Source organism: Pseudomonas sp. NY8896, assembly GCF_039634505.1.
In genome coordinates this window covers 647,417-673,527 of sequence record NZ_CP132350.1, presented here as the reverse complement: position 1 = coordinate 673,527, position 26,111 = coordinate 647,417, and the positions used below count along the sequence as shown (strand labels likewise).

General features: G+C 55.2%; 16 protein-coding genes and 1 pseudogene. 8 read left to right on the top strand and 9 right to left on the bottom strand.

Annotated elements, in window-relative coordinates; all coding sequences use genetic code 11:
• Positions 1-3: 3 nt before the first annotated feature.
• Together Q9451_RS02970 and Q9451_RS02965 are read left to right on the top strand one after the other, a co-directional pair.
• Positions 4-2,247 carry a dynamin family protein gene (locus tag Q9451_RS02970; RefSeq protein WP_034100779.1) on the top strand — a complete coding sequence of 748 codons (2,244 nt, stop codon included), beginning with the start codon at positions 4-6 and terminating at the stop codon, positions 2,245-2,247.
• Positions 2,244-4,589: a dynamin family protein gene (locus tag Q9451_RS02965; protein WP_181126768.1), complete on the top strand. Its 2,346-nt coding sequence runs from the start codon at positions 2,244-2,246 to the stop codon at positions 4,587-4,589. The genes Q9451_RS02970 and Q9451_RS02965 overlap by 4 nt, the downstream gene beginning before the upstream one ends.
• Before the next feature lie 332 nt (positions 4,590-4,921).
• On the opposite strand, the gene Q9451_RS02960 is transcribed toward Q9451_RS02965, so the two are convergent.
• Together Q9451_RS02960 and Q9451_RS02955 are read right to left on the bottom strand one after the other, a co-directional pair.
• A complete protein-coding gene (locus Q9451_RS02960) occupies positions 4,922-5,974 on the bottom strand; it encodes an ADP-ribosylglycohydrolase family protein (protein ID WP_181126769.1) in 1,053 nt (350 codons plus the stop codon).
• Between the two features lie 9 nt (positions 5,975-5,983).
• Positions 5,984-6,241 (bottom strand): hypothetical protein, encoded by a 258-nt coding sequence (locus tag Q9451_RS02955; protein WP_024947250.1) that lies wholly within the window; start codon positions 6,239-6,241, stop codon positions 5,984-5,986.
• A gap of 119 nt (positions 6,242-6,360) precedes the next feature.
• Between Q9451_RS02955 and Q9451_RS02950 the strand changes: the two genes are divergently transcribed.
• On the top strand, positions 6,361-7,236 hold the full coding sequence (locus tag Q9451_RS02950; protein WP_024947249.1) for a WYL domain-containing protein: 876 nt from the start codon (positions 6,361-6,363) through the stop codon (positions 7,234-7,236).
• A 195-nt stretch (positions 7,237-7,431) separates the two neighbouring features.
• Here the strand turns inward: Q9451_RS02950 and Q9451_RS02945 are convergent, their stop codons facing one another.
• The 3 genes from Q9451_RS02945 to Q9451_RS02935 form a co-directional block, all read right to left on the bottom strand.
• The gene (locus Q9451_RS02945; protein ID WP_024947248.1) at positions 7,432-7,644 is read right to left on the bottom strand and encodes a hypothetical protein; all 213 of its coding nucleotides are present in this window, start codon (positions 7,642-7,644) and stop codon (positions 7,432-7,434) included.
• Between the two features lie 229 nt (positions 7,645-7,873).
• Entirely contained in the window at positions 7,874-11,284 is a 3,411-nt protein-coding gene (locus Q9451_RS02940; RefSeq protein ID WP_181126770.1) for a TM0106 family RecB-like putative nuclease, read from the bottom strand.
• Between the two features lie 65 nt (positions 11,285-11,349).
• On the bottom strand, positions 11,350-13,005 hold the full coding sequence (locus tag Q9451_RS02935) for a hypothetical protein (protein WP_308811987.1): 1,656 nt from the start codon (positions 13,003-13,005) through the stop codon (positions 11,350-11,352).
• A gap of 45 nt (positions 13,006-13,050) precedes the next feature.
• Between Q9451_RS02935 and Q9451_RS02930 the strand changes: the two genes are divergently transcribed.
• Entirely contained in the window at positions 13,051-13,698 is a 648-nt protein-coding gene (locus tag Q9451_RS02930) for a HEPN domain-containing protein (protein WP_033968774.1), read from the top strand.
• 239 nt (positions 13,699-13,937) lie between these two features.
• Here the strand turns inward: Q9451_RS02930 and Q9451_RS02925 are convergent, their stop codons facing one another.
• Both Q9451_RS02925 and Q9451_RS02920 read right to left on the bottom strand, forming a co-directional pair.
• On the bottom strand, positions 13,938-14,606 hold the full coding sequence (locus Q9451_RS02925) for an inovirus Gp2 family protein (protein WP_024947928.1): 669 nt from the start codon (positions 14,604-14,606) through the stop codon (positions 13,938-13,940).
• Positions 14,607-15,095: 489 nt separating this feature from the next.
• On the bottom strand, positions 15,096-15,275 hold the full coding sequence (locus tag Q9451_RS02920; protein ID WP_023442851.1) for an AlpA family transcriptional regulator: 180 nt from the start codon (positions 15,273-15,275) through the stop codon (positions 15,096-15,098).
• A gap of 100 nt (positions 15,276-15,375) precedes the next feature.
• Here Q9451_RS02920 and Q9451_RS02915 point away from each other — a divergent pair, with 100 nt between their 5' ends.
• A complete protein-coding gene (locus tag Q9451_RS02915; RefSeq protein WP_024086516.1) occupies positions 15,376-16,356 on the top strand; it encodes an IS5-like element ISPa26 family transposase in 981 nt (326 codons plus the stop codon).
• A gap of 174 nt (positions 16,357-16,530) precedes the next feature.
• Here the strand turns inward: Q9451_RS02915 and Q9451_RS02910 are convergent, their stop codons facing one another.
• Complete coding sequence (locus tag Q9451_RS02910) at positions 16,531-17,412, bottom strand: hypothetical protein (protein ID WP_181126771.1); 882 nt, start codon at positions 17,410-17,412, stop codon at positions 16,531-16,533.
• A 661-nt stretch (positions 17,413-18,073) separates the two neighbouring features.
• Here Q9451_RS02910 and Q9451_RS02905 point away from each other — a divergent pair.
• Positions 18,074-18,754 carry a hypothetical protein gene (locus Q9451_RS02905; protein ID WP_181126772.1) on the top strand — a complete coding sequence of 227 codons (681 nt, stop codon included), beginning with the start codon at positions 18,074-18,076 and terminating at the stop codon, positions 18,752-18,754.
• Positions 18,755-20,252: 1,498 nt separating this feature from the next.
• On the opposite strand, the pseudogene Q9451_RS02900 reads toward Q9451_RS02905, so the two are convergent.
• A pseudogene (locus tag Q9451_RS02900) lies at positions 20,253-20,653 on the bottom strand (transposase); the annotation flags it as partial.
• A gap of 490 nt (positions 20,654-21,143) precedes the next feature.
• Here Q9451_RS02900 and Q9451_RS02895 point away from each other — a divergent pair.
• Together Q9451_RS02895 and Q9451_RS02890 are read left to right on the top strand one after the other, a co-directional pair.
• Positions 21,144-24,389, top strand: coding sequence for a DUF726 domain-containing protein (locus tag Q9451_RS02895; RefSeq protein ID WP_012274284.1), 3,246 nt, complete (start codon positions 21,144-21,146; stop codon positions 24,387-24,389).
• Entirely contained in the window at positions 24,389-26,092 is a 1,704-nt protein-coding gene (locus Q9451_RS02890; protein WP_012274285.1) for a LeoA/HP0731 family dynamin-like GTPase, read from the top strand. The genes Q9451_RS02895 and Q9451_RS02890 overlap by 1 nt, the downstream gene beginning before the upstream one ends.
• The last annotated feature ends 19 nt before the right edge of the window (positions 26,093-26,111 follow it).

Genomic DNA, 26,111 nt, shown 5'->3' with positions numbered 1-26,111 from the left:
CTAATGGATTACCAATCACTCGTCGCTTTTAGCGAAAGCCTGCACACGCTGGCAGCAAGCAACCAGGACCTGTTTGAGCGCGAAATCGAGCAGTTCAAGCGGCTGAACGGCATCGACCAACCGCAACAGCTCGCGCAAGCGTGCCAGACGTTGCAGGACCAGAACCGGCTGATGAACATCGGTATTGTTGGTCGTGTGAAAGCCGGAAAGTCATCGCTGCTCAATGCGCTGATTTTTAATGGCGAACCGATCCTGCCCAAGGCCGCAACACCCATGACCGCTGCACTGACCACCATTACCTGGGGCGAAGTGTTCCAGGCCAAGGTTGAGTTCTACAGCGAAACGGACATCGCCGCGATCCGCTTCAAATCGGACCAGTTCGAGCAACGCCTTGCCACGCGCAAGCGCGAATGCCTGGAAGAGCTGGTGAAGCGTCGTAACGCCCAAGCCAATAGCGCGCCCCTCGATATGGCGCAGCTGACGATCATGGCCGATAAAAAAGCCTTGAGCGAACTGCAACGCGAAGAAGGCTTGTTCGCGGCATACGACCAGTTCCAGCGCATGAAGAGGTCAGGGCTCGATGCGGCCATCCTGCACTTGCACAGCGAGATTCAGGCAGGTAACCCGAAAGAGCTGGCGGCTCGTCTGCACAACTATGTCGGTGCCGACGGCACGTACATGCCGTTCACCAAGACGGTTCATGTCGCCATGCCGCTGGAGGCACTACGCGATATCTGCATCATCGATACCCCCGGCATGAACGATCCGGTCCAGTCGCGCGAAGAGCGCACGGTCGAATTGCTGAAAACCTGCGACGTGGTGTTCATCGTCAGCCCGGCCGGCCAGTTCCTCAATGAGCAAGACCTTGAGGTGATGGGGCGTATTACCCAGAAGGAAGGCATTCAGGAACTGGTACTGGTGGCCAGCCAGATCGACACACAACTGTACGGCAGCGAAAAACGCGCGCGCTTGAGCGATGCCGTGGAAGCCATCCGAGCCCAGCTGTCGGCACGGGCACAGAGCACCCTTGCAGACCTCAAGATGAGCAGCCCGGAAGTGGGCTCGGTGTTCGACAACCTGATCGGATCGGTACACCGTAACCTGCTGCATAGCTCCGGCTTGTGCCACAGCCTCAACCGCCGCTTCGAAACGCCCGAAACCTGGGACTCGAACGAGCAGGTGACCTGGGACAACCTGTCCACCGATTACCCGGATTACTTCACTCGTGACAACCAGGCACTGTCGTTGAGCAGCCTGGACAGCTTGGCAAACATTGACGCGATCAACGCCATGCTTGCCCAGGTGCGCGAGAAGAAAACGGAGATCACACGGGAAAAAATCGCCAACCTGATGGTTCGCAAACAAAAGAACCTTGAGGCATTCAAGGCGCTGATCATCACCCTGGCACGCAACCAGGTCATCCAGATCAAGAACGCCAACGTCGATCAGCTGGACGAACAACTGGCTTCGCTGGAGTCGAAGCGACTGGATCTCTCGCTGGAACTGGATGTCAGCTTCAAATACACCATGGCCGACTACCGCCAGAAGTTGCGTGACGACATGCGCAAGACAGCTGCGCAATTGCTTCGCGAGACGCAGTCCACTGTCAAAGACGCGGAAGGCTCTTTCAGTGAAACCATTGTCGTCGACAACCCTGGGGTTGGCAGCTGGTTTGCCCGCAAGCTTTGGGGCGGCGGCACTACCGAGAAAACGGTCGTCCGCGCCAAGATCATCAGTAGCCAGGTCATCTCCACCATCAACGAGTTCATGAACGACATCCAGGATGAGCTGGGCGCCAAGGTGGAGAGCTCTCATCGCGGGTTGAACGAAGAACTGGCCCGGACCCTCACGCCCAAGATCCGTGAGGTGCTTGAACAGGATGCCAATGCGCAAATGATCAAGCTCGCGATTCTTTCGATCATTCAATCGATTCCTGACGATGACTTTGATTTGGGCATTCCGTTGCCTGACTCCCTGAAAAGCAACGGCACGCTCAAGGGCTACGAGGCCGAACGTTTCAAGGATGCCGCCGATGACTTCATCGGCTCGTTGGGTAGCAAGGTCAAAAGCAAGATCAGTTCGTTCATCAACGATGTTGAACGCAATGCACCTTCCACCATCTCCAACTCCTTCGTCGATGAGATTCAACGCCGGATCAATGTGCTCAAGGATCAGGTCGACAACGCGGCTCAAACCATTGACCGGCTTGAACGTCTGGCACGCAAGGCCGAAGAGGTCACCCTGTGAGCAACCCGCCAGCCATTCATAAACAGGCACGCTCGACGCTGGAGTCGCTGTCCCGCTTCTGGCAGTTCAAACGCAAGAAGCTGGCAGCTGAACTTCAGGGCCACCTGGATGATGCCCAGTGCCAGCTCGACACGTTTTTCAGCACCAATCAGCAATTGTCCGCGCTGTGCGCGGGCCAGAACGACGAAATCGGCGAGCTAAAATCGCGCAACGGCTCGCTAGTCGATGCGTTGCAGCTTCAAACAACCAATTTGGCCTCGACCTCCGAAGCGTTAGCGCAGGAGAAGGGCAAGCTCCAGAAGGCTATGCTCGCACTGGCCCAGGCCAAGGTGTACGCCAAGGATCTGGAAGAGCGGCAGGCTCAGGCCATGACCCAGATCGCAGGGCTCGAAGAGCACCTTGCCGATCACAAGCAGGAGCTTGTCGACAAAGAGCGGTGCATTCAGGAACTCCAGCACACCCTGGCCGATACTCGACAGCAGATCGAAGCGCTGAACAACGTCAAACAGCGGTTGACCGAGCAGTGCGCCGAGCAGACTGAGCAGATCCGCACCCTGGAGTCGAGCAATGAGACGCTCAGCGACCAGTTGCAGGCAGAACAGGCCAATACGGCAGAGCTGGAAGCACGCAAGGACCAGGCGCTTGCCGAGATCGCCACCCTTCAACAGCAGCTAGCAGATCGCAAGCAGGCGCTGGTGGAAAAAGAACAGCGTATCGCTGAACTTGGACACACCCTCTCGGACGCGCAACAGCAGATCGAAGCACTGAACGACGCCAAACAGCAGTTGGCCGAACAGTGCACCGGGCAGGCTGTACAGATCGACTCGCTGGAGTCGGACAATGAAGCGCTAACAACCCAGTTGCAGGCAGAACGAGCCAACGCGGCCGAGCTGGAGGAACGCAAGGCACAGGCGCTGGCACAAATTGCCGAGCTGGAGACGTACCTGGAGGAACATAAGAACCAGTTGCTTTCCACGGAGCAGAACGTCGACCTACTGGAAAGCCTGACCGAACAACTGAAGGCCTCCCAGCAGCACCTGGAAGACAACTACGCCGACATCAACAAGCAGCACCTGTCGCTAACCGAGAAATTTTCCCTGGTGAGCAAAGTCCTGGCCCAGCAACCGCCCGGTAATGAAGAGCTGGCCAAATTCGCCGACCTGATCAACCACGACTACATGGAGTTCGCCAGCCGAGAATCGTCGTTGGCCGGTGAAGCCCAAGCAGTGCTCGACATGCAGGCGATCCTCGCCGAGATGCAGATGCTGAACAACTTCCCGAGCATTGCCGGCAAAACCATCCTGAGCATTGCGGGTGGTTTCAGCAGCGGAAAGTCGGCGTTCGTCAACAGCTTCATCCGTAACCCGAGCGTGAAGTTGGCGACCGGCATCAACCCGGTGACCGTGGTCCCCAGCTACGTGGTGTGCTCCGAAGAAACCCGGATCAAGGGTTATTCGTATAACGGTGGGGCCATCGACCTGGAGCCCAGCCTGTACGCGTCGATGTGCCACGAATATGTTCAGGCCTTCGGCTTCGACCTGCGGCGCATCCTGCCCTTCATCAGCGTCAAGGTTCCCATGGACCCGGAGCTGTTCGGCAACCTGTGCATCATCGATACGCCCGGCTACAACCCGGGTACCACGGGTGGGGCCGCGGCCTCCGACCGTAGCACTGCAGCCTCCCTGGTCAATCAGGCCTCGGCGCTGGTCTGGGTCATCGGCCTTGACCCAGCCGGGACCATCGACCAGTCTGACATCGAGTTCATCGAATCCACGCCGTTCCGCGCAGAGTCGCTGTATATCGTGTTGAACAAGGCGGATGTGAAGTCTCAGGACGATATTCTTGAGATCATGGAGCAAGTAGCCGACGACCTGAGTTTCGCGGGTATCGAGTATGCCGGCATGTGCGCCTATTCGTCCACGCGCAAGAAAGACTACCCCTCCAGCGGCCTGACGTTCGAGCAGTTCCTGCGCTCGATCAACCGTAAAGTGGATGTAGTCGGCAAGGTTAACAGCAAGCTCGATACTGTATTCGATGCCTACAAGCAGGCCATCCAGGCCGATATTGCGCAACTGGAAGGCCGCAAGGGCGAGTTCAATGCGTTCAAGCTCGATGCGCTGGAAATAGGCGGAACGGCGCTGTTTGACAGAATTGATCAAGCATTCCCCATCTCTGAGCAAATGTTCGATTCTTCCGGGCTGGAAAAACTCGTTGATGAATGCGAAGGCCTTCGTCGAACGCTCAAGCTGGCCGCTCGAAAAGCCCTGGAGGTTTGCGAACTCGTTCGCACCAGAACCTCTGTCGAGTCTGATGACTTTCTTCGCACTCGAATACGCCGCTAAACGCCGGCACACAGCGTGTTACTAACCCAGGCCTGCCTGCTGGCAGGCCGTTGCTGGCCAGGGCGCTGAGCCCTGGCCTGTGCGCTCAAAATCGCCGCCGCGCCAGCAACTCCGCCAACGCCCCTTCAAGCCACCCTGCGGTGCGCATCTTCAGTGCCTTGCTCCCGCACCTCGGGCACTGGTCAAACCACTCGCCGGGCATCAGCACATCACTTTGCGGTGCCACTGTCTTTGTCCAACCGCATCCTTCACATTCAAAGGTTAAGGGCCTGGGTTTGATGGGCATTCTAAAGCTCCTTGGTCTCTTCGCTGATGTATTGCCATCGGTGCATTCAACTGCCCGGATAAGCCAATTCGATCTGCTCGTCGAACGCACCACCAACCCCGCAGTAATCACGTGGAACACGCTCAAGATCCTCGGCTACCTGCACGATCACCTGGCGCAGTTCCAGGCGTTCGAACCAGCGGGCAGGAATGGCAGCAGCACCATACTGGGCACCCAACAAGTGCCCGGCGACAAGCCCTGTGCTGTTGCTATCGCCACTGTGATTCACCGCCGTGATCACCCCTTCTTCGAGTGATCGTGCTGTCAGCGCACACCACAGTCCAATCGCCAGCGCCTGCTCGGCAACCCACCCACCCCCAAGGTCGCCAATGCGTTGCGGGGTGGGTGTATAGCCCTCGTAGTAGAAAAACAGCACGCGCTCGATGAGGCTGCGCGTTTCTTCCATACCAGGTACTTGCCCATATTTGGCCAAGCTTTGAGTTACCGCGTGTTCCAGGCTGTCTTGTCTTTCGACAACACGCTGAAGAATGTCGGCGAATAGCCCTGCCGCCAGGTAGCCCGTCGGATGCCCGTGCGTCAGGCGTCCAGACTGCGCCGCGTAGTCAAATGCATTGGCAAAGAACGCACAGGGTGCAACACGTACCAAGGCGCCGCAGCCCTTGCTGTTGTTTTCGGCAACCGCTCCCAACCGCGCGCTGGCCTTTAGTGCATTCAGGCAAGTTGTGCCTGGGGAGCGACGAGACCAGAGTTCGACTTGCTTGATCAGCCAGCCATCTGTGACGATCGGTATCGCAGAGGGGTAATCCTGGGTCATCAGCCAGCGCAGCAACGCTTGGTGAACAATGCTCGGGACATGGCACGCCTGCCGTAAACTGCCAAGCACAAAAGCGCGCAGCAAACCTTCCGCGGTGAACAGCATCATCTGCGTTTCGTCGCTGATGGCGCCGGTGTTGCCGTAAGCCGGGGCAAAATCAATGATGCCCTGCGGACCGAACTTGGCTTCGATGGCAGGCCACTCAAGAAACTCCACGGGGGCGCCAAGCGCGTCTCCGACAGCACCACCCAGCAGGCAGCCTTTGATCCGTTCAAGTCTGTTCATGCACTTCCCTTATCGCTCTGCAGAGATCAAGTTCTGCAAAATCACCAGCTTGCTTTGCAACTGCTCGATGTGCGCTTTCTCAGCACGCAGTGCCGAACGTAGCTCCCGGTTTTCCATCTCCCAGATCCGCGCCCAACGTGCGTCCTGGCGGCAGGCAAGCGCCACGTGCCAGATTTCTCGCAACCTCAGGTACTGCATCAGGAGCACCGTCAGGATCACCCCGATCAACACCAACGCCCCTGTCGAAACCGCTTCAGACATAGTCATGTCCACATCCTTTCGTGACTTCAATTTATTTCGAAGACAGACACACGATATGTAGTGATCAACGACAGGTCTAGAATGTAGACTTATACAGGTAAAGTATTCGCGCACATGGAGAGGGTATGAAACGCAAGCAATCTGTTGAACAGGTACGCTGGGACCTGGCACTTCGCTATCGTTTGATCGAGACCGTTGCCTGGTGGGAAGGCAGGCTGACCACGGGGCACTTGATGCAGAGCTTTGGCATCAGCCGCCAGCAGGCATCCAAGGACATCAATACCTACATCACCGAGCATGCGCCCAAAAACTTGACATATGACAAGCAGCTCAAGGGGTATGTGCCGAGCAAGCAGTTCAAACCCCTGTTCATCGACGACAGTGCCAGCGCCTATTTGCACCTGCTCTATCAGAACAATGAGCGTGCCCCGCACATTGATGGATTGGCACTGGCCTATGCGCACACCAAGGTGTTGGAAGTGCCCGATCGCCCCATTCGACCGGAGATTCTGCGCCCCTTGCTCAAGGCCTGCCGCGAAGGCCTGCGCCTGGAAACCGAGTACGTGTCGTTCAATACCCCGAACGTAGAGGTTCGCCTCATCGCCCCTCACACGCTGGTGTACACCGGCATGCGCTGGCATGTGCGGGCCTACTGCGAAAAGAATGGCCAGTACCGCGACTTCGTGCTAAGCCGTCTGCGCGGGCAGCCGGACCTGCTAGACGAATCGCCGAATACACGGGAGCTGGATGAAGACTGGAATGTCGAGATTCCGGTTATCTTCGAGCCCGATGGGCGATTGAACGAGGCGCAGAAGGCAATCATCGAAACCGACTTCGGGATGACGCAAGGACAATTGGTGGTGCCCAGCCGCAGGGCCTTGGTGAAGTATGTGTTGCAGCGTTATCAGATCGACCCGCGCAACCTGGCGACGAGCCCTGAAGCCCAGCAAGTTGTAGTGAGCAACCTCAAGGAATTGAGGCCGTGGCTGATGAATGACTGACGCTCAAATCTCCGAGACGAGGGGCATGACGCCCCTCGTCGATGGCCGGCTCGTGCTCGTTCAGCCGCAGGTGTATCTGCTCAACCCTATTCGGAGAACGACTCACTAGCGGCCAGCCAAGAAGAGATCCAGCCGTCGAGGATTTCAGCCAAACCGGCTGACGACATCTGTATCAACAGTCAGGTTTGTCCCCAGTCACTGTAGTTTCCGCCCCACGCCTTGGGCCTCGATGATCATGCGGTCGAGCAGAGCGAGCATGTCATCGACATCAATTTCCTGAAAGCAGCCCTTCGCCTCCTGCTCCAGGATCATGGCGGCGAATTCCTCGCTGTATTCGACCTCATCCTCGGTTCTAACTTGCGCGGGACCTGGGTCATCCGAGTGACCATCCCCTTGGTCATTACACATCACGAACCTCGCATTGAAATGGGACCTTAGCTGAACGGTCGCGCCAACTTGGCCCAAGCAGACACCCGTTGGAAGCAGAAAAAGGACGGAGTTGTCGACGTTATCGGCGTTTGTCAGGCCGAATCGGAAGCACGTCGGTCCAGCTCCTGTTTCATCTCCATGTATTCACGGACAAACTCGTAGCCCTTCTTGGCAACGACGATAACACCGATAATTGCGAACAGATTTTTCATAGCAAAACCTCTTGGGATTGACGGGTTTCGTCGAGCGTTCCGTACCTGACCGCCATGCACAAGCCGTTGACCAAGTTCATGTCTTGCGGCGTCTGGCAACGAATGGCCGTCAGATCAGGACTGGCGACAATACAAGCTAGCGACTTCGCCCGGCTGACCGCTACATTCAAACGGTTTTTCGAGTACAGGAAGCCGATGTCCCTGGGCAGGTAGTCTTCATTCGACGTCGCCATCGAGACGATGACAATCTCTGCCTCTTGCCCCTGAAACTTATCCACAGTGCCGACGCGCGCACCCGCCGGCAGCACCTGCTTCAACAGCTGTACCTGCAAATTATAGGGCGCCACGACCAGGATGTTTTCGAGAGACACAGCGTGCTCCTCGCCGGTGTTATCCACATAGCGCTGCTGCAGAAAGTACGTGTACAGCGCTTTGATGTACGCGGCTTCTTCATCGGAACTCTGGCCGTTGCCGTCGTGCTCCACAGAGCAAAACATCAGTCCGCTGCCCGGTACATCTGGCCGCTGGCCATCCAGTCGCAACACCTGCCGCTCGGTTCCTGGTGCCGACGACAGTTGACCTTCGTACACCGCATGAGAAATGAATGAGCAAACGTGCGGATGCATCCGCCAGGTTTGCGCCAGAAACACCCCACGATCAGGCGCAATGGTGGGCGTGCCATCCAGCAGATAATCGAGGATAGAGTCACCGGAACGGCCAGGGTGCACGCCTTGCACTGGTTGCGACAATTGCATCTGGTCGCCCATCAAGACGATGTTGCGTGCCGCAATGCCCATGGTAACCAGGTTCGCCACGCTCACTTGACCGGCCTCGTCGATGAAGAGGTAATCCAACGCCTCGGTGAAGGTCTCGTCGGCAAATAGCCAGGCAGTACCCGCAGTCAGGTCAATTCCCGGCCCCCAGGCATCAAGGAAATCCTTTTTGTCTTCGATGGAGCGAATGCAGCAACCAGTGAACTCAGTGCCCTCTCCCTCCGATGACTTTTTCAACCCCTTGAATGCAACGCCCTCTGCTTGTGCACGAGACTCAACAGCAGACAACAGGTTGTTGATGGCATAGTGCGAATTGGAGGTCACACCGATGCGCTTGCCTGCTTTGAGCAGGTCAACAATCACGTGCGAGCCCGTGTAGGTCTTGCCGGCACCCGGCGGCCCTTGAATAAACAGCACGCTGTTCTCAAGATTGCGTACCACCTGCTTGATGGCATCCGTCGTCGTCAGGCGTGGATCCAGTAGTGGCGCACCCGGCTGGACGTCTTTCACCCGCGGAGCGCATCGATGGAGAAAGTCCGACACCGCCTGGAAGCGCTGCTCACCGGCCAGGACGCTGTCGGCATAGCGAAACAGTGCCTCGCGCAGCGAAGTCGATGGAATCGGCCTGCCGGGAATCATGTCGAAGTCATCCGGTGGCGCTTTGTTCGCGGTGGCTTTGAACATCGCCAGACACGCGTTACTGTCCAGGTTAACCAACTGCACATTGGCCAGGGACTCGGTGATGACGCCTTGGGAACCCGTGCGCATCTTGCTTTCTTGAGGTTCGAAACTGTATTCAAACAGAAATGATTTCTTGATCGGTTCGGGCGGCGTTTTTGTACGCCGCAAACCGGCCAGGCTCTCGATATCCTCCAGCAGCTCCTCAGTGGTCATGTCCTGACGGCTGAACAACTGCCACCATGTCGGCTTGTCTGCCCGACGGTGGAAGTCGAGCAGCTGGAAGGTGAGCAACCTGACTTGATCCGCTTCGCTCAGGGCACATTCGGCGGCGGGCAAGCCAGCGAGCAAACGATCGCGATAGCTTTCCAGACGAACCTCAATCTCCTTTTGTTCCGCTACAGCTTTCTCGCTTTCTGTTTCAGGCTCGGAGAGAGCGCTCGCATCCGACGGTTTAATGCTCAAAAGCCAGTTGCGCAGAAGATAGGTGGATAGCACGTCGTCTTCGTTGTACCGCTCGATCTGCTTGAGCAACGCCGACTCGCCAGTCTCTTTCCAACGCTCATAAAACACGATGCTCGCACCGGCATTGGTAACGTCGCCGTCTCGCTGCCCCATGTAAAAATGCTCGATGTTCTTGATCGAGTAGCTGGGCTCAGACACCCGGATCGCTTCGCGCACAACCTTGTAGAGGTCGATCAGCTTGCCGTTGCGCAGCAACCAGTCCACTTGTGCCTCGCGTGTACCGTGCTGGCTCATCAGGCGCTTGATGGCCGTCTCTTCATAGCTGGCATAGTGGTAGATATGTGCGCTGGGGTAACGCTTGAGGTGAGCGATGACCCAGTCGATGAACTGCTCGAACGCGATCTTTTCTGCCTCTCGGCTATGGGCCCAGAAAGGTTTGAAGGATTGCTGGCCACCTTCGTCGATATACAGACCGAAGAGATATTCCAGGCCGCCCTCCTCCAGCGGATTGCCCTCCATGTCGAAGAACAGATCGCCCTCAACCGCCGTGGGCATTCGGTTAAAACCACGCCTCTTCCCCACGACCGGCAGAAACTCGAACAACGGGCCATCGCTGGAGCGCCCCTGGAACTGCAAACGTGCCTGATGGCGCAACTTGCCCAGCGACTCCACTTGCAACTTGGGGATGCGCAAGTCATCGGTACTGTTCGCCAACTGCTGCAATGTGGTCACACCACCAGCCTGCAATTTCTTGATTTGCGATCGGCTGATGCCGGCGACTGCCGAGAGGTGATCGTCTTGCAGCCGTTGTTCGTCACAGCGATCGCGCCACACACAAAACCCGCAATGCCCGCATGGCTCCGGGTACGTCACAGGTTGTCCGTGACTGTTCACGAACGCCGTGAAACGCTGCAGCACTTGCTCCAGATAATCGGCGTAGTCAGCGACCCGAAACGCCTGCTCCGTACGCGCAGAATCACCCAGTACGACATACATGAACTGCGGCTGTATGCCCTGGATCGCAATCAGCATTCGCGAGTAAAGCGCAACCTGTACAAGGAACTTGGCCTTTGCAGACTTGGCCAGCTTGGTGTCGATCACCTCATAGCTATGATCGCCCAGCGTCGACGCCCGCGGCACCTTACGCAGGAAGTCGGCATGCCCAATAAAGGCACCTTCCTGGAGCGAAGCCTGGAAGATGATGTCCGCACCAGCCTTCATGGCCTCAATGGTCAGTTCCACCCGCCGCGCGAAACTCGGATTGCCCTCGGCAATGTCGACTACGTGAGCATTTTCGCGTTTGAGTCGTTCAAGAAACGTCGCTTCATGAGCGAGCCCCTTGCCCTGGATCAGGCGGTTCTGCTCGCTTGCCGGCGCTTTTTCCATAGGGGCAACAAGATGCTGAAGGTCCAGTGCCGTTAGGTGCTGGCACTCCAGAAAACCACAGATGTCTGAGGCGGAATACAACTGAACGCCGTTCCGGGTTTGCATGGTTGTATTCCACCCTGTGAAAGGCCAAGGGGCACATGGTGCTGCGCAAATGTTGCGTGTGTTGCTCAGGCGTCGAGCGAGCAGTCCTGGTAAAACTGCTCGAACAGACTCGTTGGCGAGTGCTGCGCATCAAGCAGGCCGAAGTGCTTGCCCACGTTACGCCCCAGGGCCATGAGTGTCCTTGCAGAGTTCTCGGTACCGGCATAGCCGGCACTCACGATGTAGTCGACACGATCCTTGTCGGTCGTCGCTCGCGCATACGCGTTGCCCGTGATCAACACATCCACCAAGCAGACACTGACGCGCTCATCACCGACTGTGAACGGCTCGAGGGCCTCGGTAGCCAGGGCCGCACGCAATCCGTCCTCACCACCGGCAACGATGCGCTCAAGCTGTGCAAGCGGTCGGCCGAACAAGTCGAACTCTTCAATGGAAAACGGGAAACAGTAGCCCTGTGCAGTGGTACGCGTGAGCGGCTTCTCGTCACGCGGCTGGGCCACCAGCCATTCAACAAACGAGGTTTTGTTATCGAGAGCACCGCTGTAGCGGAAGGCCAGATAATCCTTGAGAACCTGGCTGAAAGGATGCCCCGTGGGCACCCAATTATTGCCTCCACGCTCGCAGTCCTGCGCCTCGACTTCTGGCTTACCCGCTATGGAATTAGACGCCAGCGCCAGACCAAAGCAGCGAAGGTCATAGCCAAGCATGAACAGGCTGGCCTCGAAGGCATGGTAACGCGCGGGGAGAGTCCCTTGCCCAGCAAACCAATTGGTACGCTCGAGCAGCGCTCGAATAATCCAGCCCAAGCGCACTTGCCAACGCGCCCACTCGGCATAGTCGATCGTCGAAAACTGCGGCGCCGCCACGCTGTTCAAGAACGCTCCCGGGTTGCGGATCTGGCTGCCTCGCGCGCCGCCGGACGGGAACATCAGCAAGGGTTTACCACGCCCCGCCCACTGCTGGCGAAACAGCGAATACAACATGGCAATCGCAGCGCCCACACGGCTGTCATAGATTGGAGAACCAGACAAATCGAGCAAGGCGTGAATCTTGGTCAGGCCAGAATCGAAACGCTCGACACTGCTAGCGTCGAGGTCATCCAGGTCATTGTCACCGTCGAGCGTCATGAGTCCGGCCATCTTTTTCAGGTAGCCCGACAACTCGGCTTTGGCCTCCAACCGGTGCAAGAACGGAATGGCGCCCCGCACGCCGCCCCAACGAAGAATCTGCAAACACGCCTGAAGCGCTTGTTGCTCATCACCAGCGTTGACCGCACTCGTCAGCCACTCACGCAGTTGCCCCAAAGAGCGTTGGGTTTCAGCCCAGGTTTCAGACTCAACCACACTCTGGTTGGAGTCGTGCCAGCTTGCCTTCCAGCGATAGTGCTCAAGTACCCGCTCAATCCCCTGGACTTCAACCGTCAAACCGCCAGGTACAAACTTGCTGGACTTGAAGCGCAGCTTGAACGTGAGCGCCGGCAAGTTGGCTGCCAGCCATGCAACGAAAGATTCCACTTCGGGTTGTGCCAGGAACTGTTCACGCTTCATGCAGGCCGCCTTGCGGGCAATGTCGAATGGCCATACCCTAAGCAAAATGGCAGGCCACGTCCACGTTGTCTGTTCATACAGGTAAACAAATTGAGCAGGTTCTAATGCCCTGAATAGACGCTTTTCAACGCCAGCGGCGATTGGCCCGGCCACCTGTAAAGTTTTCAGGCACACGCTACCTCTTTACCGACCGCCCACGACTTCAAGGATCGGCACTTAATGGACCATCAAGCACTCAAAGCCCGTCACCGCCAGGAACGTGAAGGCCACCATCCCAACCTCACCTTGCGCGTTCATCGCGCATTAAGCTGGCTGAATCGCGCCGAGCAGGCGGATGATCTTGATGGGCGCTTTATCTTTCTGTGGATCGCCTTCAACTCTGCCTATGCCACGGACATTGATGAGCAGTTCCGACTTTCCGAGCAGTCCACGTTCAAGGCGTTCCTGGACAAACTCTGTGCGCTAGACACAGCCAACCTGATCGAGAACCTGGTCTGGTCCGAGTTCTCAGGCAGTATCCGCGCATTGCTGGACAACCCCTACGTATTTCAGAGTTTCTGGGACAACCAGAACGGCAAGATCAGCGAGCAACAGTGGACCGAGCGGTTTGCCAGCGGTCGACGAGCAGCGCAGCAAGCGTTAGCCAACCGCAATACCCCAGCAGTACTCGGTGTTCTGTTCAATCGAATCTATACATTGCGTAACCAGGTAATGCATGGGGGCGCAACCTGGAACAGCAGTGTGAACCGGGATCAACTGCGCGACTGCTCGAACCTCCTCGGCAAGCTGGTGCCTGTGATTATTTTGCTGATGTTGGATAACCCGGAAACGCTATGGGGTGATGCTTGTTATCCGGTTGTTGCTTAGGCAGACCACATTCCAATCCCGCGATGACCGGTGACAAACCAAGTGATTCCGCTTGCTGCTTACACTGAGTGGAAGGCGTTCACACGCGTTTGAATATGCGCGAATGCTTTGCCTGTAGGAAGTCAACGCAACAAGAATTTGAATTCAGGGCTCGAATTTGTCCTCAGTGACAAAGCCCTCCAAGCCCTCAGGTCAGTTTGCCTTCCTGAGGGCTGGACTGGGAACAAGCTACTTACCCTCTATCCTCGGCTGAATCCGAAGCCATGAGCGCCCTCCCCATAACGCTTCGTCGCAGCTTTACAAAGGTAGCTGGCACGATGAAACAGATCAGGTAAGTAATCCACATTCCCTGGCCGGACCTCCCGGTCTACTCGGTATTCCGCATTAGACGGGATATGTACCAAGCCCCTCACTTGCTCAACCTCGCACTTCAACGCACTGGCCCAAGCCTCCTGCATGCGGCTGATCATGTTCGGCCTCTGTGGCTGCAACCGCCCGATTGTGTAGTAGGCGTCCCTGTTGAGCAGGATCAGCAGGTGGTAATGCTGTCGCCCTGCCTCGCTCCTCTCTCTCGCCCATACGTAACGTACCCTGCAGTCATGGGCGTACTTGTTCTGCTCACGTGCTTTCTCACGATTGTGCTCAATTTTTGCTTTGAACGACTCGATGAACCTACTAATCACACGGTTTGACAACGCATCATCCGGAATACCCCCAAAACGCGGAAGACGCAGGTCCACCCTGAACGCAATCACCCTAGGATACTGATCAAGTGCAAGTTTGATGGTGCGACTCAGGGCTTCAAGGTATCCAAGGATAAAAGGGCCTTTTTCACCCATTATCGGCAGGCCCTGAAAAGTATCTGCTGAGTACAAACGAAGATTACGGTTCTCTGAAAAACGACGCATGGTTACTACCTACTCTACTGAAGTTCATATCTTCAGTCGGCTTGATAGTTATTTACACGTTCACCGCAACCCATTGAGCTAGACCTCAACGAGCTCATCACGCAGATACCAAAGTTCAATATCGATCACCTAAACCATACTGCCAACCGCAAGGTATAAAGTAGACATTCATGATAGATACCAGTTAGAGGGACATCTATGACCTTAACCTAATGATTCAATATCAGGCCCTGCATGAGTGATAGGCAGGAGTTATTAAACAGTAGTGCTTAGAACACTAAAGCATACTACCCGCACCGAAAGCTCCAAAAGCATAAACCCTAGAGAAAGTTAAAGCATTCCTGTTCAGAGCCAGAAAAACAACGCCACCAAAAGGTCCGGCAAAAAAACATCATGTCCGGGAGTCAACCGGACATGATGTTTTCATTGAAAGAAAACAAAGCAAACAAGAAGCAGACCAGCTGCCAAGAACAAGCCCATCAAGACCTACTAATTTCGCTCAACTAGCCTAGACTGAATCCAGGAATGAACCTCTGACTCCAACCAGCCAACAGAGCGCCCGCCTAACGAAATAGGCTTCGGAAATATCCCTTCAGCAACGTACTTATACACCGTAGATCGGGCCAGACCAGTAATTTCAATAACCGTTTTCATTCGAAGTATGCGCATGACCAACTCCTCAAATCCGTACACAGGATCTAGGGAAATCCTGAAAAAGACTTCCTGATTTGGCAAAATCCCCGGACACCAATCGCCGAGCTTTTCGATGATGAAACAAATGACCTTCGCCGATGCCGAGTACGCCGGTAAGCGCAAGCAGACCCGCAAGGAGCTGTTCCTGATAGAGATGGATCGGGTCGTACCCTGGGAGGGTTTGATTGCTCTGATCAAACCTCATTACCCAAAGGGCGAAGGGGGCCGTCCAGCCTATCCGCTGATGGCGATGCTGCGGATTCATCTAATGCAGAACTGGTTCGGTTACAGCGATCCGGCGATGGAAGAGGCGCTGTACGAGACGACGATCCTGCGCCAGTTTTCCGGTCTGAGCCTGGAGCGAATCCCGGATGAAACCACCATCCTCAACTTCCGTCGCCTGCTGGAAAAGCATGAGTTGGCCACCGGTATTCTCGGCGTGATCAATGGCTATTTGGGCGACCGTGGCTTGTCACTGCGACAAGGCACCATCGTCGATGCCACTCTGATTCATGCGCCCAGTTCGACCAAGAACAAGGACGGCAAACGCGACCCGGAAATGCATCAGACCAAGAAGGGCAACCAGTATTACTTCGGTGCCAAAGCTCACATTGGTGTCGACGATGAGTCCGGGCTTGTGCACAGCGTGGTGGTCACTGCGGCCAACGTCGCGGACGTAACCCAAGTCGACAAACTGCTGCACGGTGGTGAGAACGTGGTCTGCGCTGATGCGGGCTATACCGGTGTAGAGAAGCGTGAAGAGCATGAGGGGCGCCAAGTCATCTGGCAGATTGCAGCCCGGCGCAGCACTTACAAAAAGCACGGTAACCGCAGCGCGTTATACAAAGCGATACGTAAGATCGAAAGAGCCAAGGCCCAGGTTCGCTCCAAGGTTGAGCATCCATTTCGGGTGATCAAGCGCCAGTTTGGTTATACGAAAGTGCGCTTCCGAGGCTTGGTGAAAAACACTGCTCAGATGGTGACGCTGTTCGCCCTGTCGAACATTTGGATGGCGCGTCGACATTTGCTCTCCAATGCAGGAGAGGTGCGTCCGTGAAGAGTGAAGTGACTGCTGCGAGGTGCTTGCAGCGGCAAAAAAGGCTGAAATAGACGGCAGGTTTGACCGGGATTTGAGCGGCTACCGTTTTTTGAAAGTGTCGATGGCGAAGTAGCCGGAAAACAGGGGCTACTTCAGACCATCCCTAGGAGGCCGGTAAAGAGTTACTGACCATTACTGGCATACAGAGCGATTTACCCCCCGATACCGATAGCGCGTGGGAGTATGAACCTGAAAAAGAAGGCCAAAACGATAACGGTCAATCTCAGGCATCTCCTCCTCACTTGAAAACCTCTCACACGTAGGCTCGCCAAGATTGCTCTCATTCATGACATAGCACTCTCCTGCTCGAAAACTATTACCAGGAACAATCAACAAAGACCGGCCAACAGCAAACCGCCCAAAGTATGTACCGGGCTCAAAACTCGGCAGGATCTGCAACCCGGCAATTTCGTACGCAAAACCCTTAGCACTTAAAACCAAACTCTGCACACGCCGAGCCATCAAAACAGCGACTACATAAACAAACTCAAAAAACAGCTCGCTTCGAAAGCCATCATCCTTGAAATCTCGCCCTGTGCCCGTTCCTTTACTGAAATCTTTCTTGATTCGCAGCTGCAATTCATCATCAGAATTAAACTGACCTAGCTCCAAGGCTTTCCAATGCTTGGACAGTAGCCCTGACGCGTACTCCTCCAATCTAACCTGAAGCGCCCTCGACGAGCTTCTATCCTTGGCTAAAGAAGAAAACAACCCCGCCAGCGCATTAAATCTATCGCTATCAGGCAGTATTCCAGAAAACTTTTTATGCCTCTCGAATTCCAGCCCTTTGCCAAGCCCCGCAGAGCCAATGATGGCTGCAACCTCACTCATCTCCCCCGAATCCCCACTGGATTTCGAGACGAAAGTTAGCACGATCGCTCCCGAACTACCTTTTTGAAAAAACCCATGATGAAAATTAATAAAGTAAACTGACTTTGAAACGCCCAATACAACAGATGTTGCAACCCCCGGAATCACCCCTCTCATGACCCTCAGAGCGATCAGCTTGTGCACCTGGGCCTTTATTCGATCTCGATTCAGACCAGTAGCCTGGGACAGCCTGGATACTCCGATTCCCCGTACAATCCCAAATTGATCGGCGTATAGAAGCAGAGTGGACAGTAGCAACCGATTACAAACACTCAAGCCACCCTTACAATTTTCCGCAGAAGGGTTCAGTACGTGATCAATTCTCGGTCTATTTATCACATTGAGCTTTTTGTTTTCGTCTTCTAACAACCTAGACAACTTACTTGACGCCCGATACCCACTCTTGGGGCGTCCCCGCCCGCAGACGATAGGTGTGCGTATCAAAAGATCTTCGGCCACCAATTCAGCCAGAGCGCTAGATACCACACGATCCGTAGCACCTGAGGCCTTGGCTAACTCCTTAACCCCGATTGTGATCGACTCCCACAACCCGTACAGCTGCACGAACCTTACAAGGACAAACTTCGCCTCAGGGCTGACCCCAGCCAATCCAAGACCCAACAGAACGCAGTGCATCACCCACCCTCACCTCTTAAGGAAGGCAGCCATTAAATCGTAGAATAACACCCTGTTTCAAGCACATGGAGAATAGTCTATGCTACTACGTAACGTCACTCCGTAACGACGCATTAAAAATTACTCTATATAACCTTTAATTTTAATAAGCGCATTAGCGAGGGATTCCTTGGAAAAGGCACAAAATAGACTTGGATGGATAAAAAAAGACAACCAAGACATGCTGAAGTGGGCCATTCGATATTTAAACAATCACAGAGCAAGTATTCCCGAGCAAATCACCTACGACGGGCTTATAAGGGAATCTGAGAAATGGCCTGAAGGCAGTGAGATACGAGAGCTCTTAAAAAAGATGAAAGGCGCCTGGCGCCAAAAGAAACTGAGAGAAAGCCTAAATGGGAAAAAGCCCAGCAACTTTATACTTTCGACTTCAGCAAAGAAATGTCTGGAAAATTTAGCCAAATCAAGACGCAGCACCATAACCGAAACACTGGAGTGGTTAATTAAAAATGGAGTTGAAATAAAAAATCAATACCGCGACCAACTCAACGAGCTAAACAAGTCCCACCGCAAACAACTCGGCGATTATCAAATAGCGGCTATCACTCTCACTGAAAAACTAAGCGAATCTCTAACCGAAAACTGCAAATTAACCCTTCAAATTGAAGCATTAACCCCCACCCCGAAAAGTCTTCCAACCCCACATAAGGACCAGATCGAAAATCTTTTCAGAAAGAAAAAATCAACACTCTTGAAATCAAGTTCAATCATCAAAAGAGACGCCATACGAATACACGAAAGGCAGATACAACCAACAATCCACTACCTTGAGCAGGAGCTGGAGCAATGAATAGCTCCTAAAAATCACCCAATCAGTACTGCAACCGAAAAATCATCGGAAGATAGACCGCGTCCTGCGCTCAGTATTTTATTTCCGTTTGATAGCTAACTGGTTAAGAATTTTAGTTTCGGCATAACAATGCAATTACACCAGCAATCTTAGATATTCTTTACTTACTAAACCGAGGTTTCATACGTCTGAAGATACGACTTGGAGAATCACTAAGACCAAACTTTAGCGTGTCATCCAGCACCTTCTGACGGACTTTTCTAGCCTGGCCACTGGTACCAAATCACCCCCATACTTGGAAAGCACCTCTGCCACAACCAAGTTTTCAGAAGTATTACGTCAGGTCTGTTACGGGAGATACTGCACCGTCACTTTAGGTAGTCTTGGAGAAAGCTCCGCGAGTTCGGCAACACTACTTAGACCCGACTTTTATTCCGTTCAAAACCCTCAAAGACTATCTTTCTATAGACAACCAAGAATACTTAAAAGCTAAAACTCGGTCAAAGCTTTCCAAACCTGCTCTTGATTGATTGGCCACTTCAGCCAAAAAAGATCCAGCACCTGGCCGGCTGGACCGGCGAAAACATCACCAGGTAGCAGCTAGTGAAAGATACAAATTCTTAATACCTCGCAAAGTAAGTACCCTCAGGGTAGCAACTGACCCATCAACATATGCTCGTAAGCGTCAAGAAATTTCATACTAATTGCATGACCAGCTCATTACAGTCGGGCGAAAGCCAACTTGCCGCTACGGATTTAGTTGTCAACCACCAAGGAAATCCTTATGAAACCAAAATAAAAAATCAATAACGCTTTATAACTCATGATCATAGCGTCGGCCATGTAAGCCCAAGACTGCATCACCTGACAAAACTAGGCGAGATATCTAGCCTGATTATAACTTGTCCGGATTTTGCTCCTCTCGGCATGCGCCAATTCACGCTCGATCACGTCCGAGCGAGATTCCATCTAGTTGAGCATGGTCCAGGCTCTGGCGCGAATGTCATGGGCTGAAAAGCCGATGCGGTCCTTACCCATGCGTTCGGGTCCTCGACTCAATGTCGTTGCTGTCATGCACTCATCCGACTTGCGATAATAAGGAAATAGCAACCGATGCGCTCCGTATAGGTGAGAAGCTCACGTAGAAACTCGACCGCCGGAAGACGCAATTCGACAGGATCCAGATCAAATCCCACCACTCCGCCCTGCAGAGTTCTACTGTGCGAACAAAGATGAAAGCATCATATGCAGCACAATCCACGTAGTCTTGTACAAGCCGTTCGGCCTGTCTGCTGTGTGACGGACGGACACCCCAGAAAATCAGTGACCTAGTATTTCTCGCTCATTGCGCACATCAGCCAGTCCGATCTCTCGGGATGCCTCGATCAACTTGCTGCGCAGTGACGGCAAGTCGTAATCTGCTCGGCACGCAGCGCTATTTGCTGAAAACAGCCTGACGCAGCGTGCGTCGAGGGCGTTTTCTGCCCGGTTCTCCGTATTAAGCGCGTGACTCGCCCATACTCATCAGGTGTTTTCGAGCCATCCGCAGGTTCGACAGAGCGAACAGGGTGGTCAACTGAGCCGTGTTTTTCATCAGCCCGCGAAAGCGTACTTTCACGTATCCAAACTGGCGCTTGATCATCCGAAACGGGTGCTCGACCTTGGCGCGCGTTTGGGCTTTGAGATACTCGATTTTACGCTTGGCCTTGTAGATCAGACCGCGCTTGTTGAGCTTGGAATAGGTGCCGCGCCGGGCAGCGATCTGCCAGATCACCTTACGACTTTTGTGCTCCTCGCGCTTCTCGACTCCGGTATATCCGGCGTCCGCGTACACCGCGTTTTCGTCGCATGCAGCAGCTCTGCGACCTGGGTGACGTCAGCTACATTCGCGGACGTACCCTAGGTAAGCGGTTGTGAAGGAACGATCTAGCAATAGCACCGTGTCAGCCCCCCAAGGACCAAGCAAATCCTATCGGCATTCCAAATGGCATTCCAACAAAAAAATCAAACCGATATTTTGTTTTATAATCAATAGCTTATGACTTCTGTTCAGATTACCCCGGCCCAGCGAATAATCCTGGCCCCCGCCTTCAACGTAAACCACACGCAACAACATCCCTAACCCCCCGCCACCATCCCCCCTGCCGCGTCGCCCCCTTACAAACACCCTCCACCACAATGGCAATCAGCCATCAAAACAAGGTAAATTCGCCACATAAATGACGTCAACAATCGCCCGTCCCACGCCCACAAGGAAGTAGCGATGCCCAATCCCAGGGAGTCTCTCCTCAAACACCTCCCCCAGCCGTATCCAACTGCGAGGCCCCCATCCCCCTGCCCTCCAAGCCCGCTGCTCAAAACGCAGCCCGTCCACGGATAGGAAGCCCTCATGCCCCACCCCTTCCATTTCCAGAGTGCGCGGTCTGCCGGCGCCACCGCCACAGAAGCCAACATCTTCATCCACGGCTACAGCGCGGGCCACAGCGATGAAGACAAGCAGTTCTTGCTCGACCGAATCCCCGAGCAACTGAAGCACTACACCAATATCTTCGCGTTCTGGCCTTCGAACCACATCTTTCGGTTCGACAAGTCCTCAGCCTGGAAACTTGCTACGGCAGGCCTGAGCGCCGGCGCAGCGTTCACCGGCGCTCCCATGGGGTCGCTGAGCCTTGTGGGCTCGCTGGCCAAGGACCGGATGGGCAACTTCACCCAGGCCCGCGCACGTGCCGAAAGCATGGGCGCGGTTTTGCTCGACCAGCTTCAGGCGTACCTGCTAAACAACCATCCACAGATCAAGACCATCAACCTGATCGGCCACTCGCTCGGCGGCCGACTGGTCATCAGCAGCCTTAAACACTTTTCGAACAGGCAACAACTGGCCATCAACGATGTGCTGCTGATGGCCGCGGCCGTTGAGGTCACAGCCCTCGAGGCCCGCGAGATGCGGGGGCTGCTCCAGGGGCGACTGATCAATGCCTATTCGAAGGCGGACAAGACTCTGCTGCTGAACGTGGGGGAAACCTGCCTGGGGCGGAACGAGGTCGAACACTTCGAGAGCATCGAGATGGACGACTTCGGCCATACCGATTACTGGGAGCGGCTGCCCGAGGTGCTGACTAAATCACGCTTCAAAACGTGCTTACCGCCCTCACCCGAGCCTGCTCAACCCACCGCTCAACCCAAAAAACCAACCCGCGCCCCCACGCAACCCGCCGAAGCAAAGTCGATGAAACTTGAACTGAACAGCCCACGTGACGTTTATCAGCAAATCAACGATGAACTGTCACTGATCATCGCAGAGCTGAGAAACCCCGCAGACGACGAAACGTTGAACCTGGCTCGCGAAGAGGCACTCCAGCGCCTCAGTGAGCACCGCACAGCCCTGTACATGCGCCTCGCCGAACTGGAGAAGAACGCCGAGTGGAACACATTCACCATTGCCTTCTATGGTGAAACCGGCGCGGGCAAATCCACGCTTATCGAAACCTTGCGCATTCTGCTTCAGGAGCCCGGTAAACGGGCCAGCCAACAAGCTTTTCGCAAACTGCGCGAACAATATGGGGTGACTGAAGATAATCTGCAGCGGCTGCAGCAGGACATCGAGCAAGCCGAAGCGCGCCTTGGCGAATTGACGCAGCAGTTAACTGCCACCCTGCAGCAGTTCGAGCTGCCGTTCAACGAGGCCCGCAGCGCCCTCGACCAGGCCAACACGCAATCCAACGGGCTGTCTCAACGGCTTGGCACTGCACTTGAACAACACGAGCAAGCACACAGGGACGCCCTTGCGGCCGTTACCCGCCTGCATACGCTGCTCGCCACTCGCAAAAACACCGCCTCCCTCTGGCAGACGCTCATGAGCCTGTTCCGGAAATTGCCGGAAGAAGTCGAGCTGAATGCAGCCACCGCGTCGCTGACTGAGACCACTCAAGCACGCGATAGCGCGGCGGCGGCCTTGAACGCCGAACAGCAGAGGTCGAACCATGAGCGCTTGGCCCTGGAGCAGCGGTTAGGCGAGGTGACAACGGCACGCGACCAAGCCTGTTCGGCGCTTGCCAGCCAACAGGCACAGGTCACGCAGCAACAGCAGGCGCTCGTCCAGCAGCGCCTGGAGAATGAAAGCCAGCTGGCAGACCTGGTGGCGCAGCTGCAGCGTCATGCTGATGGTGAAATCATCGGTGACGGGCGGCCCGACCACACACGAGAGACACAGCGCTACGACTTCGAGCTGGACGGCCAGCCATTTGCGCTATTGGATGTACCGGGCATCGAGGGCAAGGAAGGCTTGGTACTCGACCAGATAGAACGTGCCGTGCAAACCGCTCACGCCGTGTTCTATGTCACCAACCAGCCGGCACCACCGCAAACGGGCGATGGGCAGCACCAAGGCACGCTGGAGAAAATCAAACAGCACCTGGGGGCGCAAACCGAAGTCTGGACCATTTTCAACAAGAAGATCTCCAACCCCAAGCACTCTCTGGGTAACCGTCCGCTGACCTCCGACGACGAAAACATCAGCCTTGCCGGGCTGAATGAGAAGATGAGCGAGCAGCTTGGCAAACACTATCAGGAGGTGTTCGCGCTGAGCGCGCTGCCGGCATTCCTCGCCTCGACCGACCACCTTGCACCCGGCTCGCAGAATGCCAAACGTCGCAGCAAAGCACTCGAGGACTTCGGCGCCGACGAGTTGCTGGAAAAATCCCGCCTGCGGGCCTTCCTGCAGATGCTCAGCGATCGGTTGATCCTTAACGGCAAAGCCAAGATCGTGCGGGCCAACTTCAACAAGGCGAACGATGCGCTCAACCAGACCACCACGACGCTCTCAGGCGTGCAGCAAACGTTAAGCGCGCTGTCGAGGAAGCTGTCTCAGGAAGAGCAAAGTGCCAAAAGCCAGCTGAACAGCAGTTTCCAGGCGCTGAAAAAGCGGCTGGAAGCCTGTGGCGAAACCTTGATCGATGACTTCGCCAGCAACGTGCGCAACAGCGTTTACAAACAGATTGAAGCCAATATCAGTAACGACACTTTCAAAAGCACCCTGACCAAGGAGCTTGAAAGCCAGCAAGCACTGCTGGGCAAACAACTGCCCGAGGCGGTGAACGCAGAGGTCGGCAAGTTCCAAAAGGCGGCCGAAGCTATTCTCAAACGCTTTGAAGAGCATGCCCAGGAGCTGACCGCAAGTTACGCGAAGCTCGGCAGCATGCGTTTCAATGAGCATTTCAAGCTCAACATTAAAATCGATAACGGCATCAACGTGATGGGCCTGTTGGCCAGCCTTGCGGGGATCGCCGCTGCACCGTTCACTGGCGGCGCCAGCCTCTGGTTCGTCGGTGCCTCGGTACTGGCCGCACTGGTCTCGGTCAGCAAAGCCCTTATTGGTGCGTTCAGCTCAAGCTACAAAATGTCACAACAACGCCAGGCCCTGGAAAATAACCTGCGCAGCGCTGCCGAGCAATTGCGCGAAACGCTGCATTCCAGCCTGGCGGCTGCCCTTGACGATATGCAGGACACGATCGAACAACTTGACCTTGCCCTGGAGGCACCGGCCAAACAAGCAGCCAACCAGGTAGACACGCTGTCACGTTCGACTAACCGGCTGAAAATCCTCTCCCGCCAAATTGAAATCGCAGGAAACCTGTAATGGAAAACACCCTTAAGACATTCAAGGCCCAACAGGCGAGCGCATTGACGTTGCTTGACCGGCTGCAAGGCTTTCTCGGGCAGGGCGCGCAGGCCGGCATACCGATTGATCCTGCATTGATCGGCAAATTGCAGAATGTGATCAACAGTTTGTCAGGTGAAAAACTCAAGGTCGCGCTGATTGGCGGCTTCTCTGAAGGCAAGACTTCGATCGCGGCGGCCTGGATGGAAAAGCTGGACAGGTCCAGCATGAAGATCAGCCACCAGGAGTCTTCCAATGAGGTGAAGGTCTACGAGGTCGGCGAAGACTTCGTGCTAATCGATACCCCCGGGCTGTTCGGTTTCAAGCAACAGGAAAATACAGAAACGCACACCCTCGAGAAGTACAAGGACATCACCAAGAAGTACGTGAGCGAAGCGCACTTGGTGCTGTACGTGATGAACTCGACCAACCCCATCAAGGAAAGCCACAAGGATGACCTGACCTGGTTGTTCCGCACCCTGGACCTCCTGCCCCGCACCGTGTTCGTCCTCAGCCGCTTCGACGAAGTGGCCGATGTAGAGGACGAACAGGACTACCAATCCAACTTGCAAGTCAAGCGCGACAACGTGGCAGGTCGGCTTCGTGAACAAATCGGGCTGAGCGACCAAGAGGTCGCCGAACTGTCCATCGTCGCCGTGGCCGCAAACCCTTTCGACTTGGGTGTCGAGCACTGGCTAGCCAACCTTGAGCAATTCAAGGCGCTGTCGCACATCGCTACGTTGCAGACGGCTACCACTGGCAAGATCAAGCAGAACGGTGGCAGCGCCGCGCTGGCCAACGAAATGCGCGTCAGCGTCATCCGTGACGTGCTCAACAACCAATTGCCTGTGGCCATCGAGAACGATGAGAAGGTCGCATTGGAGGTTGCCAGGCTTGATGAACTCAACAACCGCTTGGTCAATCAGCTGGCAGTGACCGGGCAGCAAATCGAGGAGGCACGCATCAGCCTGCGCGCCTTCGCCACGCGCTATTTCTCTGACTTGATCATTCAAGCCAAAGGCTCCAGCCTGGAAACCTTCGGTGACTTTTTCGAGCGTGAGGTTGGCGCTGAAGGCATTATCGTCTCCACCCGTCTGCAGAACGAGTTCAGCCGCCAGACCCAGTCGATCACGCTTGAGGTCGAGAAGATGCAAGTGGGCTTCGACAGCGAGGTCAACCACTTCAATACCACCGTCAAGGCACTGGGCAAGCAAGGCATCAACCATCTGCTCAAGGGCAACCTGATCAATAACACCACGGTACTGGCCGCACGCGATGGCCTCACGACGATTGCCAAGACGGTAGGCATGGATATCGGCAAGTATCTGAAGTTCAAGCCATGGGGCGCCGTGAAGTTCGCCAAAGGTGCCAACGGGGCCCTCGCCTTCATCGGCGTGGCGCTTGAAGCCTGGGACAGCTGGGAACAATACAAGCGCGAAGAAGCGTTCAAGAAGTCTGTTGCGGAGATTGTCAGCAACTTCGAACAGCAGCGTCAGGACTTCCTGGACCTGGTGAACTCCGAAACCTTCAAAGAAAAGTTCTTCCCCGACTACCTGCAGCTCAATACTCGTCGACAAGAACTTCAGGCCAACGTGGATGAAAGCCGCGTGCGTCAGCAGCGCTTCCAGGCATGGCGCGACGAAGCTGAAGCCATCGATGCAGAATTCAAAAGGTTGAACTAACCCGGTTCAGGTGCCCGCT

Coding starts and splice junctions, on each gene's coding strand:
- Q9451_RS02970 (WP_034100779.1), top strand. CDS start 4: ATGGATTACCAATCACTCGTCGCTTTTAGCGAAAGCCTGCACACGCTG.
- Q9451_RS02960 (WP_181126769.1), bottom strand. CDS start 5,974: ATGAACAGACTTGAACGGATCAAAGGCTGCCTGCTGGGTGGTGCTGTC.
- Q9451_RS02955 (WP_024947250.1), bottom strand. CDS start 6,241: ATGACTATGTCTGAAGCGGTTTCGACAGGGGCGTTGGTGTTGATCGGG.
- Q9451_RS02950 (WP_024947249.1), top strand. CDS start 6,361: ATGAAACGCAAGCAATCTGTTGAACAGGTACGCTGGGACCTGGCACTT.
- Q9451_RS02945 (WP_024947248.1), bottom strand. CDS start 7,644: ATGTGTAATGACCAAGGGGATGGTCACTCGGATGACCCAGGTCCCGCG.
- Q9451_RS02940 (WP_181126770.1), bottom strand. CDS start 11,284: ATGCAAACCCGGAACGGCGTTCAGTTGTATTCCGCCTCAGACATCTGT.
- Q9451_RS02930 (WP_033968774.1), top strand. CDS start 13,051: ATGGACCATCAAGCACTCAAAGCCCGTCACCGCCAGGAACGTGAAGGC.
- Q9451_RS02925 (WP_024947928.1), bottom strand. CDS start 14,606: ATGCGTCGTTTTTCAGAGAACCGTAATCTTCGTTTGTACTCAGCAGAT.
- Q9451_RS02920 (WP_023442851.1), bottom strand. CDS start 15,275: ATGCGCATACTTCGAATGAAAACGGTTATTGAAATTACTGGTCTGGCC.
- Q9451_RS02915 (WP_024086516.1), top strand. CDS start 15,376: ATGAAACAAATGACCTTCGCCGATGCCGAGTACGCCGGTAAGCGCAAG.
- Q9451_RS02895 (WP_012274284.1), top strand. CDS start 21,144: ATGCCCCACCCCTTCCATTTCCAGAGTGCGCGGTCTGCCGGCGCCACC.
- Q9451_RS02890 (WP_012274285.1), top strand. CDS start 24,389: ATGGAAAACACCCTTAAGACATTCAAGGCCCAACAGGCGAGCGCATTG.